The 14,655-nt window shown below is 66.1% G+C and carries 16 protein-coding genes; 7 read left to right on the forward strand and 9 right to left on the reverse strand.

Annotated elements, in window-relative coordinates:
* Positions 1-13: 13 nt before the first annotated feature.
* The 7 genes from VFY73_RS17605 to VFY73_RS17635 all read right to left on the reverse strand — a co-directional run bounded on the left by VFY73_RS17605 (position 14) and on the right by VFY73_RS17635 (position 6,898).
* Positions 14-1,564 carry an ankyrin repeat domain-containing protein gene (locus VFY73_RS17605; protein WP_329721115.1) on the reverse strand — a complete coding sequence of 517 codons (1,551 nt, stop codon included), beginning with the start codon at positions 1,562-1,564 and terminating at the stop codon, positions 14-16.
* Between the two features lie 7 nt (positions 1,565-1,571).
* Complete coding sequence (locus tag VFY73_RS17610; RefSeq protein ID WP_329721117.1) at positions 1,572-2,888, reverse strand: ABC transporter permease; 1,317 nt, start codon at positions 2,886-2,888, stop codon at positions 1,572-1,574.
* A 1-nt stretch (position 2,889) separates the two neighbouring features.
* Positions 2,890-4,059 carry an ABC transporter permease gene (locus VFY73_RS17615; RefSeq protein ID WP_329721119.1) on the reverse strand — a complete coding sequence of 390 codons (1,170 nt, stop codon included), beginning with the start codon at positions 4,057-4,059 and terminating at the stop codon, positions 2,890-2,892.
* Between the two features lie 114 nt (positions 4,060-4,173).
* Positions 4,174-4,869, reverse strand: a complete 696-nt coding sequence (locus tag VFY73_RS17620; RefSeq protein WP_329721121.1) for an ABC transporter ATP-binding protein — start codon at positions 4,867-4,869, stop codon at positions 4,174-4,176.
* A gap of 61 nt (positions 4,870-4,930) precedes the next feature.
* Positions 4,931-5,995, reverse strand: coding sequence for an efflux RND transporter periplasmic adaptor subunit (locus VFY73_RS17625; RefSeq protein WP_329721123.1), 1,065 nt, complete (start codon positions 5,993-5,995; stop codon positions 4,931-4,933).
* A 447-nt stretch (positions 5,996-6,442) separates the two neighbouring features.
* Entirely contained in the window at positions 6,443-6,712 is a 270-nt protein-coding gene (locus VFY73_RS17630; RefSeq protein ID WP_329721125.1) for a hypothetical protein, read from the reverse strand.
* Positions 6,713-6,757: 45 nt separating this feature from the next.
* Complete coding sequence (locus VFY73_RS17635) at positions 6,758-6,898, reverse strand: hypothetical protein (RefSeq protein ID WP_329721127.1); 141 nt, start codon at positions 6,896-6,898, stop codon at positions 6,758-6,760.
* Positions 6,899-7,047: 149 nt separating this feature from the next.
* Here VFY73_RS17635 and VFY73_RS17640 point away from each other — a divergent pair, with 149 nt between their 5' ends.
* Positions 7,048-7,410: a dihydrofolate reductase family protein gene (locus tag VFY73_RS17640; protein ID WP_329721129.1), complete on the forward strand. Its 363-nt coding sequence runs from the start codon at positions 7,048-7,050 to the stop codon at positions 7,408-7,410.
* A 257-nt stretch (positions 7,411-7,667) separates the two neighbouring features.
* Positions 7,668-8,204 carry a GNAT family N-acetyltransferase gene (locus VFY73_RS17645; protein ID WP_329721131.1) on the forward strand — a complete coding sequence of 179 codons (537 nt, stop codon included), beginning with the start codon at positions 7,668-7,670 and terminating at the stop codon, positions 8,202-8,204.
* A 75-nt stretch (positions 8,205-8,279) separates the two neighbouring features.
* On the opposite strand, the gene ampC is transcribed toward VFY73_RS17645, so the two are convergent.
* Positions 8,280-9,494 carry a class C beta-lactamase gene (gene ampC, locus VFY73_RS17650; RefSeq protein WP_414654486.1) on the reverse strand — a complete coding sequence of 405 codons (1,215 nt, stop codon included), beginning with the start codon at positions 9,492-9,494 and terminating at the stop codon, positions 8,280-8,282.
* A 176-nt stretch (positions 9,495-9,670) separates the two neighbouring features.
* Here ampC and VFY73_RS17655 point away from each other — a divergent pair, with 176 nt between their 5' ends.
* Positions 9,671-11,686 (forward strand): hypothetical protein, encoded by a 2,016-nt coding sequence (locus VFY73_RS17655; protein ID WP_329721135.1) that lies wholly within the window; start codon positions 9,671-9,673, stop codon positions 11,684-11,686.
* A gap of 61 nt (positions 11,687-11,747) precedes the next feature.
* Positions 11,748-12,287 (forward strand): GNAT family N-acetyltransferase, encoded by a 540-nt coding sequence (locus tag VFY73_RS17660; protein WP_329721137.1) that lies wholly within the window; start codon positions 11,748-11,750, stop codon positions 12,285-12,287.
* A 4-nt stretch (positions 12,288-12,291) separates the two neighbouring features.
* Here the strand turns inward: VFY73_RS17660 and VFY73_RS17665 are convergent, their stop codons facing one another.
* On the reverse strand, positions 12,292-13,221 hold the full coding sequence (locus VFY73_RS17665; protein ID WP_329721139.1) for a LysR family transcriptional regulator: 930 nt from the start codon (positions 13,219-13,221) through the stop codon (positions 12,292-12,294).
* 104 nt (positions 13,222-13,325) lie between these two features.
* Between VFY73_RS17665 and gstA the strand changes: the two genes are divergently transcribed.
* The 3 genes from gstA (at position 13,326) to VFY73_RS17680 (ending at position 14,603) form a co-directional block, all read left to right on the forward strand.
* Positions 13,326-13,934 carry a glutathione transferase GstA gene (gene gstA, locus VFY73_RS17670; RefSeq protein ID WP_329721141.1) on the forward strand — a complete coding sequence of 203 codons (609 nt, stop codon included), beginning with the start codon at positions 13,326-13,328 and terminating at the stop codon, positions 13,932-13,934.
* Positions 13,935-14,005: 71 nt separating this feature from the next.
* Positions 14,006-14,233: a 4-oxalocrotonate tautomerase family protein gene (locus tag VFY73_RS17675; protein WP_329721143.1), complete on the forward strand. Its 228-nt coding sequence runs from the start codon at positions 14,006-14,008 to the stop codon at positions 14,231-14,233.
* Complete coding sequence (locus VFY73_RS17680) at positions 14,226-14,603, forward strand: nuclear transport factor 2 family protein (protein WP_329721145.1); 378 nt, start codon at positions 14,226-14,228, stop codon at positions 14,601-14,603. Before VFY73_RS17675 ends, VFY73_RS17680 begins: the two co-directional genes overlap by 8 nt.
* The last annotated feature ends 52 nt before the right edge of the window (positions 14,604-14,655 follow it).

Below are 14,655 nucleotides of genomic sequence, written 5' to 3' on the forward strand. Positions count from 1 at the left end.
GCATTCGACCACGCTACTCACGGGCCTCCTGCCAGACGCCACGCTGGATGTCGAGGACGAAGGCACCGACGTTTTCTGACTGTTGCACCTCATCCTCCACCAGCGTTAGTACTTGTCCACCCACCCCACGTATCTCATGTCCGGAGACACGCATGGCGCGATGGTCACGAAGCCAGCCCGGGGCCTTTCCAGTCGTCGGGACGGGTTGGATGCTCCAGTCACGGATATCGAGCCGGTACACGGGTGTCGTTCCGTATGCTCTCTGAGCCGAATAGCCAAGAGATCCGATGATGTAGATGAAGTCGTCGACCAGCGTCGCCGTGTGGAAGTCGGTGGGCGGGAAGACGTCTTGCGGGTAGCCATAGATGTGGATCGTGCCGTCTGCGTCGTGAACGAACACGTCGTTGTAGATACAGAAATCGGGATCGTAGGAATCCTCGTGCTCGCCCGCGATCTGCACGATGCGTCCGTCTGGCAAGCGAGTGATCGACTGGCCGAAACGACAGGCGCACCAAACGGGCTGTGCGTCCAGTGATGAAGGGCCGCCGAACCGCTGGTTGGCTTGATAGCCCGTCAGACCCGAACGGATCATGCCGACCCAGAAAGGCTCGACCATCCGCTCCGGATTGCTCACACCGAACCGGCGCGTGCGTGCGCGCACGAAGTCATCCGGCAACACGTCGTCGAGAAGCGACTCATCCTCGTCCGGCGGCAGGCCAAGCAGGACTCGGCGCCCTCCGTTTGACAGGTAGCGGGGGTTTGCACCTGCATCAAGCAAGCGTGTCACCATGTGCGCCGACCTTGCATCGCTCAAAGCGGTGCCGCCGTTGTGCTCGCGATCGATTTCGGCGCCGGCCTGCAACAGAAATTCGACGCCTTCTTCGTGCCCGACTTCGACTGCTTCGATCAATGCTGTGCAACCGAAGTCGTCCGTTCGCTCGACATCGAACCCAAGCTCCAGCAACCACCGAAGTACAGCCGTGCGATGGCTTTGGATCGCGTAAAACAAAGGCGGTTGGCCACAGCGGCCCACCGCATTGACGTCTGCCCCGTGGTCTCGAAGCAGGGCCGCTTTGCTGAGATCGCCGACTTGCAGCGCGACATGCCAAGCGCTGCGCGACCACCAGTCCCGATCCTCAAGCAGCGCGCCTGCGGCCAACAACGATTGCACATCGGTGAGCGTACCGAGTGCCACCGCCTTGATGAGCGGCGTCCATTCCAAATGCGATTTGTCGGCACCGGCATCCAACAGCAGGCGCACGGCGTCAAAACGCCCCAGCCGTGACAAGACACGAAGTCCCGATTCGCCATAGCTGGTGACGTTGCTGAGTTCCGCGCCATGCTCGATCAGCACTTGAAGAAGCTCGAGCAAGCGCTCGTCGCCAAAGACGTTGCGCCCATGTACAGCGGTGATCAGCGCGTCGTATCCATGCTCGAGCCGGTATCGGAGATCAGCACCTCGAGAGAGGAGCCGCCTAACCTCGTCGGGGTTGCCTTCCGCCAACGCTGTTGAAAGAGCGGCCGTGTCCGGGCGATCCTTACTCGGCGCGGCGTGATCGGTCATGTCGCCTTCATAGCTCCCGCAGTGCCGCCGTCACCGGCAGGCTGGCGGCACGCACCGCCGGGAACAGCCCGCCGATGAAGCCGATGGCGAGCGCCCATTTGACGCCCTCCCACAGCAGGCCGGGTGAGACGCGCAGGTTGAAGCTGAGCTTGCCCACCGAGCCGGCCGCCATCGTCGAGGCCTCGAAGCCGTTGAACAGCAACCAGGCCACCAGGCCGCCGATGGTGCCGCCGATCAAGGCCAGCAACATTGTCTCCAGCATCACCGCCACCACCACGGGCAGGCCGCGGAAGCCGATGGCCCGCAGCGTGGCGATCTCGCGGGCGCGCGACGCGATGGCCGCGAACATGGTGTTGAGCGCGCCGAACACCGCGCCCACGGCCATGATGGCGCCGACCGTGATGCCGATGATGCGCAGCATCTGGGTCATCTTCTCGGACTGCTTGGCGAAGAAGTCCAGCGTGGTGTTGGCATCGACCTTGAGCTGCGGATTGGCGGCCAGGGCTTCCTTGAAGCCCTTGAAAGCCTCCGGGCTCGTCAGCTTGACGGTGGCCGAGTTGCGGCCGCTGCCGCGCTGATAGGCATCGTTGACCACGTTGGCGTCGGCCCAGAGCTCCGACTCCATCGCATCGCCCGAGGCGAAGACGCCAACCACCGTCCAGGGCTGGTTGCCGAGCTTGAGCGTGGCGCCCACGCCGAGGCCTTCGAACTGGCGCACGGCGCCCTTGCCGACGACCAGCTCGCGCAGGCCAGGCTGGAAGCGCCGGCCCTCGACGATCTTCAGGTGCGGCCGCACTGCAAAAGCCTCGTCGCCGACACCACGCACCTGGGCGCTGCCTTCCTCGTCGGTCGTGGTGCCCTTGACCGGCAGATTCGCGGCCACCACGGTTTCGGCGGAGACGAGCGGCTCACCCTTGTCGTTGCGTGCGATGCCGGCGGCCTGGGCGATCTGCACCACGTCTTCGCGGCTGAGGGCCGAGGCCACCTCGGCCGCCGAGGCGCCGCGCAGGACGATGGCCGTGTCCAAACCGCCCGAGCTGCGCAGCGTCTGCGCATAGCCCTCGGCCATGGCCAGCAGCGCGACGAGCACGCCCACCACGCCGGCAATGCCGACGACGATGACGGCCGACGAGCCGATACGCTGGTTCAGCGTGCTGATGCCTACCGCGGCCACCGAGCGGGCCTGCGCCCCGCCGCGGAAGACATAGAGCCACACCGCCAACAGCAGCAGCAGTGCCAGCGCGCCTTGCCAGGGCAGCATCACCCAGGCTGCGAGCACGATGGCGGTGAGCAGGACGAGTCCCAAGTTCTTCAAGAATTTCATGTCAAGCTCTCCCCGCCAAGGCGTCGGTGATGTTCAGCCGCATCGCGTTGAGTGCCGGCAATGCGCCGACGACGACGCCGAAGAACAGCATCAACCCCACGCCGATGGCCCAGCTGGCCACGCCCGCAGCCGGCAGGTTGAGCGCGCCGCCGCTGGCCGCGCCAACGGCAGGCCCGACCACGCTGGCCAGCCCCAAGCCGATGCAGCCGCCCAGCAGCAACAGCAGCATCGATTCGGCCAGCACCATGGCCAGCACGCTCTGGCCCGAGAAGCCGAGCGTCTTGAGCACGGCGATCTCGTTGGTACGCTCGCGCACCGCCTGCATCATCGTGTTGCCCGACAGCAGCAGCAGCGTGAAGAACACCGCGCCCATGATCGAGGTGACGATGAGGTTGATGTCGGCCAGCTGTTTCATCCAGGCGGCCGTGGCGGCTTGCTCGGTCAGCGTGCGCGTCTCGTGGTCGGAATTGGCCGAGATCGCGTCGATGGCCTTGGCCACGCGGTCGGCCTGGTTGACGTCCTTGACGCGGGTCACATACCAGCCGGCCTGGCCGCGGTTGTAGGGCGTGGTCTCGTCGAAGTAGTCCCAGCGCAGCAGCATCAGCTGGTCGTACCAGCCGGCCGACTTGGTGTCGGAGACGTGGATGAGGCCGACGATCTTGAACGTCCAGTTCAGGCTGCCGGACTTGTCGGGGAAGATGGTCGACTGCATCGGCAGCTGGTCGCCGACCTTCCAGCCGTAGCGCTTGGCCAGGCCCTCGCCGACGAGCGCGCCGATCTTGGTTTCGGCAAAGGCCTTGCGTGCATCGGCCGAGACCTCCATCTCGGGGTAGATGTCGAGGTAGTTGGGCGCCACCGCGAAGCTGAAGACCTGGTTGTGCGGGTCTTGGTAGGCGCCGCCGAACCAGTTGGCGTAGGTGGTGTCCTTGACGCCATCGACCTGCGCGATGCGCGAGTTCAGCGACATCGGCAGCAGCTGGATGAAGCTGAGCTTGGAGCCCGTCTGCAGCCGTGTGGCACCGTTGGCGCTCTGGCCCGCCTGGTCGAAGCCCACGCGCACGGCGTCCAGCAGGCCGAACAGCAAGAAGGCCGTGACGATCGAGACGAGTGTCAGGAAGGTGCGGAGCTTGCGCCGGAACAGCGCCGCCCAGATGAGGTGCAGATACTTCATGCCAAATGCTCCAGTCGAGTCTTGCCAAGCGGAGCCCGTGGACCTGGCTTTGCCAGGCCACTGGGCGCGCCCCCTTGAGGGGGGGGCGCCAAGCGCTTCGGGGGCGGGCTCATGTCAGGCGGCGATCGTTTCGGCCTGTTCGACCAGCATGCCCTTGTCCAGGTGCAGCGTGTGGCTCGCGCGGCTGGCGGCCTTGGGGTCGTGGGTGACCATCACGATGGTCTTGCCGTGGTCCCGGTTGAGCACCTGCAGCAAGGTCAGCACGTCTTCGGCCGACTGGCGGTCGAGGTCGCCGGTCGGCTCGTCGCAGACCAGCAGCGTGGGGTCGGAGACGATCGCCCGCGCGATCGAGACGCGCTGCTGCTGGCCACCCGAGAGCTCGGTCGGCTTGTGGGTGGCGCGGTCACCCAGGCCCACGAGCTGCAGCGCAATGGCCGCGCGCTTCTTGCGCTCGGCGGCCGACAGCTTGGTCAGCAGCAGCGGCAGCTCCACGTTCTTCTGCGCCGACAACATGGGCATCAGGTTGTAGAACTGGAACACGAAGCCGACCTTGGCGGCGCGCCATTTCGAAAGCTGGGCGCCGCTGAATTGGTCGATGCGTTCGCCGGCCACGCTGATCGAGCCGCCGGTGGGCGCGTCCAGCCCGCCGATCAGGTTGAGCAGGGTGGTCTTGCCCGAGCCCGAAGGGCCCATCAGCGCGAGGAAATCGCCTTGATTGACGTCGAGGTCGATGTGGTGCAGCACCTCGACCTTCTGTTTGCCGCGGGTGTAGACCTTGGAGAGGTCACGGATCTCGATCAAACGGGTCATCTCATACCTCCATGCTTCGCATTACTGTGTTGGCCTCGGGCGTCGCGCCGTCGGCCGACACTCATTCCTTGCTCACGACGTTGGAACCATTCTTCAGCTCGGCTGGCGGCGCGACGACGACCGTCTCGCCCGCCTTCAACCCCTCGGTGACGAGGCGGAACTTGCCGACATCGGCGCCGAGCTTGACCGCGCGCTGCTGCGCCCGGCCCTCATTCACCACGAATACCGCGTTGGCCCCGTCGCGCTGCGTCAGTGCTTCGGGTGGCAGCAGCACGCCGGGCACGGGTGCTGCCTGCACCTTCGGCTTGGTCGCCAGGAAGGTCACGCGCACGCCCATGTCGGGCACGACCCGCTCATCCTTCTTTTCGAGGGCCACGCGCACCTTGACCGTGGCCTTGCCGCGGTCGGCGCTCGGGATCACGGCCAGCACGTGGGCGGGAATCTTCCAGTCAGGGTAGGCGTCCAGCACGGCCTCGCAAGGCATGTCGGCCTTGACCTGGGCGATGTAGGCCTCGTTGACGTCGACCCCCACCTCCAGCGAATCCATGTCGACGATGGTGCCCACGCCGGTTCGGGTGAATCCGCCGCCGGCCGACAGCGGCGAGATGATTTCGCCCACCTGCGCGGCACGCGCGGTGACGACACCATCGAACGGCGCGCGCACGGTGGCGTAGTCGAAGTTCACGCGCGCCTGCACGACCTGGGCCTGTGCGGCCTCGGCCTGGCGCTGGGTCGCGTCGAGCTGGGCGGCATGGGCCCTGACGGCGGTCGCTGCCTGTTCCTGGCTCTGGCGTGTCGTCATGCCTTGGGCCGCCAGCTCGGACTGGCGGCGCGCGTCGGCCTCGGCCTGGGCCAGCTGCGCGCGCTGCTGGACCACCGCGGCCTGGGCGCTGCGCGCCTGGGCCTGGGCCGTGGCCAGGCCGGCCTTGAGGCCGCTGTCGTCCAGGCGAGCCAGCACCTGGCCCTTCTTGACGCGAAAGCCCTCGTCGATCAATACCTCGGTCAACGTGCCGGTGATCTGGGCCGAGACCGTGGCCGAACGCCGCGCCGTCACATAGCCCGTGGCCTGCAGCACGGCATCCGCGCTGGGGCCCTGGCCGTTGGCACGCACGGTGACGGCCTGCACGGCGACGGGCCTGTTGCCGGCCAGGACCCACCAGGCCGCCGCGCCCAGCAGGGCCAGTGCAAGCAGGCTGGCGATCAGGCCCCAGACCCATTTCGGCGGCCCACCGCCGTCATGGTCTTCACGGTGGGCTACGTCAATTCGTAGTTCTTTCAGCAGTCCGGTATCGATGTCAGGCTCCCTGCGAACGGGCCGTCAAGAAGCAGGCCGAGTCGACCTGCGCCATCAAGAGGGTGATGCCGGCAAGGCCGGTCCTGCCAGAGCGGGCGGATCGTAGCAGGCGTCGGCACCTGGCGGCATCGACCGGGCTTCAATGCTGACCGATCAAATCAACGGACTGCTGTCGGACGCCTCCGGCGGTTCGGCGTTGCACGCCTCGAAAGCGTTGGTCTGCGGCCCGAGGCGTGGCCGGCGAAGCTCATGCGGCTGGGCGATACAAAGCTTTGCGCGTCACCGAGCGCGGCTCTCGCACAGCGCTTTCAATGTCTCCAGTGCCTTCGGCCAGGCTTCCCCCATGCCTTCGAAGTCCGCCGCCATGTCCTGGTCGACCGTGAGCTTCGTTCCCTGAGGTGTGGCCGTGAAGGTGTAGTTCTCGTAGGCCGGAGCCAAAGCACGGATGGCTTCGCTGCTCGTGTCTTCAACGCCGTCGTCTGCGATGTAGCCAAGGTGCCGGATCGAAACGAACTCGTTTGGTCTGTTCTCGGCGATTTCCGAGGTCACGCCATGTCCCTCCGGAGTCAGGAATCGAATCCGTTGGCCCTGCTGTCATGTGCCCTCGAAGTACGGGCCGTCGCCGAAGGCCGATGTCCACTTCGCGTAGCTCTCGGGCCCGACCAGCATCTGGTAGACCATTGATGCCGAGGCCGCAATGTCTACCGACCATTGCAGTCGCTTGAGTGCTGGCATGAGTTACTCCAGGCTGGTTGTCGAGGCGAGAAGCTCGTCGAGTTGGTTGAACGTCTCCTCCATCCCGCAGGTGCTCCCGGAGCCGATGGCTTCGTCGAGCGCCTCCTTCGAGGTACCTGCCGTGGAACGCCATCGGCTCCGAGCCACCAGTGGCAGTGCGCGAGTGGGCGGTCAAGCTTGAGGCCAAGCCGAAGTACGTGGTGTCCACGACGCGAAAGAACTTCCCGTGGACCAACAGCCACCACATCGCCGGCGACCTGCGCACGGCCGTGCAGGCGCTGAAGGACGCGACCCCGGCCGGCGTGCTCCTCGGCAGCGGCAAGCTCGCGACCGAGCTTGATCGGCTGGATCTGATCGACGAGTACCAATTCCTCATTCACCCCAGGATTGCCGGCCACGGCCCGACCCTGTACCAGAGCGGGCTACCCAGCACGCGACGGCTCGAATTGGTTTCGGCGAAGCCGCTCCACAACGGCACGGTCGCCATGCACTACCGGCGCGAGCGCGGCTGACAACCGGTAGCAGCGGACGGCGCTGCGCGCCGCCGCCGAACCGCAGCGTTGAGCGACTCTTCCGCGCACCCAATGCGATCGACAAGGCGCAATGCAAGCGCCCGGCCGCATTGCTCACGGAGGCCGAAGCAGGCGCCGGGCGCCGGGGAGGCCGTGCTGAGCCGGGCGTGCCGCGCGATGGTGGCGAAGCTATCGCAGCGCTTTCCCTTGCCATCCCCGATGGGCGATTGGCGTAAGCTGAACTCCGGAGGCCTTTCATGCGCAGCACCGAAATGACTCACAGACTCGCACGTCCCGAAGAACTGGATGCCCTGCGGGCGCTGATGGGCGCCTCGATTTCCGAGCTGCAGAAGGACTTCCTCGACGAGCGTCAGATTGCGTCGAGTCGAGCCATCATGGGGCTCGACACGCAGCTGATCGAAGACGGCACCTATTTCGTCGTCGAAGCGGGCGGCCAGCTGGCGGGGTGCGGCGGCTGGAGCCGGCGTGCGACGCTTTACGGGAGCGATCAGACACCCGGTCGCAGTGCTGCGCTGCTGGATCCGAAGCGCGATGCGGCGCGGGTGCGGGCGATGTACACCCACCCTGATCATGCCCGCAGGGGGATCGGCCGCATGATCCTGGGCCTGTGCGAGGCGGCCGCCCGCAGCGAGGGCTTCGGCACTGTCGAGCTGATGGCCACGATGGCCGGTGAGCCACTCTATCGGGCCTGCGGCTACGTGCCGATCGAGCGCATCGAAGATGACCGGGGTGGGGCGCCCGTGCCGTTGCTGCGCATGCGCAAGTCGTTGTAGTGCAGCCAGTGGGCGGGCCCGGTCAAATGTCGTCACCCTCCGGGCAGCCGGCCCTACGCACCGCCGATCGGGCCGCTACCTAGCGCCCGATTCGAGCTGGGCGAGTCGCTCGAGAATCGTGAACCCCGCCTTGACGCGGGCGGGAATCGGATAGTTCTTGTTGGCCAGCATCACGACGCCGATCTTCTTGGCCGGAACGAACGCGACGTAGGCGCCAAAGCCGCGGGTCGACCCCGTCTTGTTGAACAGGCGAGGCGCCGCTGCGGGCTGCACGGTGACGCGCTCCGCGCGATTCGCATCGAAGATGATCTTGGGGGCGTTGCCGGCCAACAGCTGTTCTTGCGAAACCGGGTAGGCGTACTGCTCCCATCCCAGCCCTTGCACCATCGGGCCAACCTTGAAGTGGCCGACGTGAGTGAGAGCTACAGCGCGTCGCAGCGGCGCCGCCAACCCGCTCGGGTCGATGTTCGCCTGCACGTAGCGGATCATGTCGGACGAGGTGGACTTGACGCCGTAGGCCTCGCCGTCCAGCAGGCCCGGGCGTACGCGCACGGGCTTGTTGGTCTGGTCATAGCCCCAGGCGTAGTCGGGCATGGCACTGTCGGGCATCCGAATGTGGCTGCGGCCCAGACCCAGGCCGGGAAAGATCAGCTTTTCGACCGCCTCGGAGAAATCAGCCTTCATCGCGAGGCCGGTGATGTACCCCAAGAGCCCGATGCTCGGGTTGGAGTATTGACGTTGCACGCCGGGCTCGTCGTCAGGCTTCCATTGGCTGTAGTAGCCAATCATCCCGTCGTGGGTTTCGGGGACTTCGTCTGGAAACTGCAGCGGCAGCCCGCCGGCCGTGTAGGTGCCCAGATGCAGCAAGCTGGCCTTGTCGATCGCGCGCCCTTTCAATTGCGGCAGATACCGGCCCGGATGGTCGTCCAGCGAGAGCTTGCCTGTCGCCTGCGCATACGCCGTCAGCGTGGCGGTGAATGTCTTGCTGACCGAACCGAGCTCAAACAAGGTGGTCTCGCGGACGGGTGTCCCGCTCTCTCTGGAGGCCAGCCCGTAGTTGAAGAAGAAGGGCTGCCCGTTGATCGTCACGGCTACCGACATGCCGGGCACATCCTGCTCGGCCATCAGGGGGCGAATCGTCGAATCCACGATGCCGCGGATCTTGTCCGTGTCCTCGCCGGCCCACCCGGCGAGAGGTGTCAGGCAAGCGGCGATCAATGCCAACGCCTGGCGGCGGGCAGGTTTTGAAGTGGCGGTCAAGCGAGTCCTCGGTCTTCTGGTGGTGTTCATTTGCCTTGGCGGCAACTGAACGGCCTGCGACTGTAAATGAGCAGGAGCTGTCTCACCCACGATCCCCGAGGCGTGACCGTTCTGCTTGTCCTGAAACACCTCGCAAGAGAAGCTGACATCAGTCGCCAGTCGACACACCATTCGAGCCCTGATCCCAACAACAAGGAGACACCCGAATGGCCACGTCCTCTGATTCCTCGTTCGTGATCCGTCGCGTTGCCATGGCCGCCGCCATGGCCGCATGCACCGCCTTGGGGGCCGCCGCGCAGGCTGCGATCATCATCACGCCGCTGGGCACGCCGCGCATTCTGGTGCCTGATGCGCCCACCTTGAACCGGCTCAAGACCTCGATGTCGAGTGGTAGCCCGGCGGCCACCCGGTTCAAGAACTATGTCGATGCCCAGATGGACGGCGCCGACTACTACGATTTCGCCGCCTGGCACGCCGCGCTGATGTACCAGGTCACCGGCACGGCTGCGTACTGCAACTATGCGGTCGACATGACGGACGACTTCGTCAAGTCGGAAGAGGCGCTGATCAACCAGAACCAGCGCGCCACGGTGGCCGGCGACAGCTACCTCTACGTCGGCCCGACGATCGGCAATCTCTCGATGGTCTACGACTGGTGCCGCGCGCAGATGAGCGCCGCGCAGCGCAGCCGCTGGGTGACCTACGCGAACCAGGCGGTGTGGAACGTCTGGAACCACGAGCAGGCGCAATGGGGCAACACCTTGTACCCCTGGTCGGGCTGGTCGGTCGACAACCCGTCGAACAACTACTACTACTCGTTCCTTCGCGCGACGATGCTGCTGGGCCTGGCTTCGCACGACGAGAACAGCCTGGCGCCGCAGTGGATCGACAAGTTCCGCTACGAAAAAATCCAGAACCAGCTGGTGCCGACCTTCAACCGCGACCTGACCGGCGGCGGCTCGCGCGAGGGCACGGGCTACGGCACGGCGATGCGCGAGCTGTTCGACCTGTACTACCTGTGGGAGAAGTCGACCACCGACCGCATCGCCGACCTGACACCGCACACGCTGGCCTCGTTCGGCAAGTTCATGCACGACATCGTGCCGACGCTGAACCGCCTGGCGCCCACCGGTGACCATGCGCGCGATTCGACCGCGGCGTTCTTCGACTACCACCGCGAGTACCTGGAGGTGCTGTCGCACCTGTACCCGAACGATCCGATGACAGGCCTGTCGAAGACGCTGCTGGCGCAGTCTTCGGTTCCGAAGATGGAGAACGGCTTCCAGTTCTGGGTCGACTATGTGTTCGACCAGTCCAGCTTCGCCGGCCGGCCGCTGGAGCAGCTGTACCCGGCGCACTGGAGCAGCGGCACCGGCCAGTTCTCGATGCGCTCGGCCTGGGCCAAGACCGGCACCTACGCCAACCTGATCTGCGGCCCGTACACCGAAAGCCACGCCCACCACGACCAGGGCAGCTTCGTGATGTACAAGGGAAATTGGCTGGCCTTCGACGAGAACATCAACAGCCACTCCGGCATCGCGCAATATGAGTCGACGCACAACCTGGTGCGCATCGAGAAGGACGGCAACGTTGTGCCGCAGACCTGGGACACGTCGTGCAAGATGCTCGCGCTGGCCGACAAGCCGCTGTACGCCTACGGCCTGGCGCGGGTGACGCCGATGTATGCGGGCAAGCCTTCGGTCGTGAAGGTCGAACGCGAGTTCCTGTTCCTGAAACCCTCGACCTTCGTCGTCTTCGACCGGGTGCAGACCAGCGGCAGCGGCATGCGCCGCGTCTGGACGCTGAACCTGCCGCAAAAGCCCACCGTCAACGGCAACAGGCTGACGATGACCAACGGCGGCCACCAGCTCGACGTGGTGCGGCTCGCGCCGACGGGGCTGACCTCGAAGGTGCTGTACTGGCCGAACCTCGATGACGACATGAACGCCGGGCGCCGTGTCGACGTGGCCCACAGCAGCGGCGACCGCAGCGAGTTCCTGCACGTGCTGGGTGCCGACGACGCGTTCAGCACTGCCGTGCGCTCGGATGCGGACGGCAAGACCGGCGCCAAGATCACACTGGCCAATGGCGACACGGCGACCGTGCGCTTCAGCACCGACGGCACCGGCGGCACGCTGCTGATCCGCGATCCGGCCGGTGCGGTCAAGCTGAAGACCCCGCTGCCCAAGACCGTGCAGACCTTGCCGCGCCTGGCGGATTGAAGCCCAGGGCGAGGGGCACGCCGCACTGCGAAAATCGCGCGGTCGTGTTCCTCGCCCCGCCATGCTGAAGCAAGTCCCTGAGTCCATCGTCGGCGCGCAGTTGCGCCTGCGGCGATCCACCCCTGCCGATGCCCAGGCAGTGTTCGACGCCGCGGCCGACGCCGAGGTGATGCGCTACATGGACTGGCCGGCCCATCGGTCGGTGGCCGAGGCGCAGGCCTACCTGGACGGTTGCGCGGGCCGCTGGGCCAGCGGTGCCGAGTACCACTGGATCATCGAGGGCCGCGCCGGCGGCCCGCTGCTCGGTTGCGTCGCGTGCCGCGTCAAGGGACATGCCGCGGACTTCGGCTACTTCCTCGCGCGTTCGGCCTGGGGCCGCGGTGTGGCTACCGAAGCTGGGGCCTTGCTGATCGGCTGGCTCGAACGCCAGCCACAGATCCTGCGCATCTGGGCCACCACCGACATCGACAACCACCGCTCGGCCAAGGTGCTGGAGCGGCTGGGCTTGCAACGCGAAGGCGTGCTGCGCATGGCGACCTGGCGGCCCAACATCGGCGGCCTGCCGCGCGACACGGCAATCTACGCGCGCTGCAAGGCGTGAGTCGTCACGCCGCGAGCGTGCCCGGCCCGAGCCTTTGCACCAGGAAATCGATCAGCGCGCGCACCCGCAGCGGCATGTGGCGGTTGGCCGGGTACATCAGCGAGAACGGCCGTGATGCGCCGGCATGCTGCGTCAGCACCTCTTTCAGCGTGCCGTTGCGCAGGTCTTGCTCGATGATGAAGCGGTAGGTCTGCAGCAAGCCGGCTCCCGCGCGGGCCAAGGTGACCGGGCCGAGGATGTCGTCGGCGCAGCGCAGCTTGCCGTGCGTCAAGAGTTCGGTGTCGCGCCCGTCGCCGTCTCGCACCAGCCATGGCACCGGTTGGCCGCTGCTCGGCAGCACGAACTGGATGCACTCGTGCTGCGACAGCTCGCCCAGCTCGCGTGGCCGGCCGCGGCGCTTCAGGTAGGCCGGGGAAGCCACGATCACCAGCGCCGCATCTTCGAGCTTGCGGGCCACCAGGCCAGAGTCTGGCGGCGCGCGGCCGCGCACGGCCAGGTCAAAGCCTTCTTCGGTGAAGTCGACGTTGCGGTTGCTGATCTGCAGGTCGAGTTCGACCAACGGGTGGGCGCGGCTGAATTCGGGCAGCAGCGGCAGGATGCGGCAATGGCCGTATGACGTCGGCAGGCTCAGCCGCACGAGGCCGGCCGGGCTCTGCTGCGCGCCTGCCAGCTCGCGCTCGGCCTCGGTCAGCTGGCCCAGGGCCTGGCGGCACTGCTCGTAGTAGCGCCGGCCGGCGTCGGTCAGGCGCACCTGCCGTGTCGTGCGCTGGAACAGCCGCACGCCCAACCGGGCCTCCAGGCGCGCGACAGAGCGGCTCACCGCCGGCGCCGTCAGGCCGGCTGCCTTGGCCGCGGCGGTGAAGCCCTCCCACTGGGCCGTGAGGCAGAACAGCTCGATGCTGCCGAGCTTCAGGTCGTCGAACTGCCGCGCCATTCAGTCATCTCATGTAATCAGTGAATTAAAGATATGTCAGTTTATTGCAGTCGAGATCATCAATACGATGAATCCACTCTCAATTCGACCCGCGGGTCCCCACCATGAAGCTCTATTACGCCCCTGGCGCCTGTTCGCTGGCCCCTCACATCGTGCTGCGCGAAACGGGCCTGCCGTTCACGCTGGAAAAAGTCGACACGGCCAGGCACCTGACGGCCGCTGGCACCGACTACTACGCGATCAACCCGAAGGGCCAGGTGCCGCTGCTGGTGCTCGAAGACGGTGGCCTGCTCTCGGAAGGCCCGGTGATCTCCCAGTTCATCGCCGACACCGCCGGCGCGACTCAGCTGATGCCGGCTGCCGGCACGTTGGCCCGCTACCGCGAGATGGAGTGGCAGAACTTCGTCGGCACCGAGCTGCACAAGTCGTTCACGCCGCTGTTTCACGACGGGCTCGACGCCGCCGCAAAGACCGAGCTGACCGCGTTGCTGCGCAAGAAGCTGCAGTGGGTCGACACGCAGCTGCAATCGAGGAACTACCTGACCGGCGACGTGTTCACCGCCGCCGATGCCTACCTGTTCGTGGTGCTCGGCTGGGCGAAGTTCGTCAAGCTCGACATCAGTGCGCTGGCCAACGTGCAGGCGTTCATCACCCGGGTGGCGGCTCGTCCCGCGGTGCGCGAGGCGATGAGTGCCGAAGGCTTGCTGGCCTGACCCTCGATGCGCGGCCCGCGCGTTGCGCCCGGGCCGGCACCTGCCAAAACACTTCCTCTCGGAAAGCTCTCATGCCAATCGTCACCATCCAGATCACCCGTGAAGGGGCGACTGCCGAACAGAAGGCGGCGCTGATCCAGGGCTGCACCGAATTGCTGGTGCATGTGCTCGACAAGAACCCGGCGACCACGTTTGTGCTGATCGAAGAGGTCGACACTGCCCACTGGGGCATTGCCGGCGAGACGGTCACCCAGCTTCGGCGGCGTGAAGCGGCATCGGCCGGGGTACGCCATGGGTGACGCAGCGCAGACGGCCATTCAAGTCATGCTGCAGACCTACTTCGACGGCCTGTACCACAGCGATGTGGCCCGCCTGCGCGGCGTCTTCCACCCGCAGGCCGTCTACGCCTGCGCCACGGCCGAGCCGGCGGTCATCCTGCGCATGGACGAGTACTTTCCGATCGTCGAGAAGCGTGTCTCGCCAGCCAGCCGCGGCGACCCCCGCAGCGACCGGATCCTGTCCATCGAAATGGCCGGCCCGGTGACTGCGCATGCGCGCGTCGAGTGCGCGCTGCTGCCCAAGCAATTCACCGACCTGCTCACGCTGATCCATGTCGACGGGCGCTGGCAGGTCATCGCCAAGGTCTTTCACTACGAGCTGCAGGCCTGATGGGTCGCGGTCGAAGCTAACTGACCAGCTGACTGGTTGTTACACCACATGC

It is taken from the genome of Ideonella sp. (assembly GCF_036277275.1).
Classification (GTDB): Bacteria; Pseudomonadota; Gammaproteobacteria; order Burkholderiales; family Burkholderiaceae_C; genus Ideonella.

What these genes read in the sequence shown, in the direction of transcription:
- VFY73_RS17605 (WP_329721115.1), bottom strand. Translation starts at nt 1,564, where the DNA reads ATGACCGATCACGCCGCGCCGAGTAAGGATCGCCCGGACACGGCCGCT.
- VFY73_RS17610 (WP_329721117.1), bottom strand. Translation starts at nt 2,888, where the DNA reads ATGAAATTCTTGAAGAACTTGGGACTCGTCCTGCTCACCGCCATCGTG.
- VFY73_RS17615 (WP_329721119.1), bottom strand. Translation starts at nt 4,059, where the DNA reads ATGAAGTATCTGCACCTCATCTGGGCGGCGCTGTTCCGGCGCAAGCTC.
- VFY73_RS17620 (WP_329721121.1), bottom strand. Translation starts at nt 4,869, where the DNA reads ATGACCCGTTTGATCGAGATCCGTGACCTCTCCAAGGTCTACACCCGC.
- VFY73_RS17635 (WP_329721127.1), bottom strand. Translation starts at nt 6,898, where the DNA reads ATGCCAGCACTCAAGCGACTGCAATGGTCGGTAGACATTGCGGCCTCG.
- VFY73_RS17645 (WP_329721131.1), top strand. Translation starts at nt 7,668, where the DNA reads ATGCGCAGCACCGAAATGACTCACAGACTCGCACGTCCCGAAGAACTG.
- ampC (WP_414654486.1), bottom strand. Translation starts at nt 9,494, where the DNA reads ATGAACACCACCAGAAGACCGAGGACTCGCTTGACCGCCACTTCAAAA.
- VFY73_RS17655 (WP_329721135.1), top strand. Translation starts at nt 9,671, where the DNA reads ATGGCCACGTCCTCTGATTCCTCGTTCGTGATCCGTCGCGTTGCCATG.
- VFY73_RS17660 (WP_329721137.1), top strand. Translation starts at nt 11,748, where the DNA reads ATGCTGAAGCAAGTCCCTGAGTCCATCGTCGGCGCGCAGTTGCGCCTG.
- VFY73_RS17665 (WP_329721139.1), bottom strand. Translation starts at nt 13,221, where the DNA reads ATGGCGCGGCAGTTCGACGACCTGAAGCTCGGCAGCATCGAGCTGTTC.
- gstA (WP_329721141.1), top strand. Translation starts at nt 13,326, where the DNA reads ATGAAGCTCTATTACGCCCCTGGCGCCTGTTCGCTGGCCCCTCACATC.
- VFY73_RS17675 (WP_329721143.1), top strand. Translation starts at nt 14,006, where the DNA reads ATGCCAATCGTCACCATCCAGATCACCCGTGAAGGGGCGACTGCCGAA.
- VFY73_RS17680 (WP_329721145.1), top strand. Translation starts at nt 14,226, where the DNA reads ATGGGTGACGCAGCGCAGACGGCCATTCAAGTCATGCTGCAGACCTAC.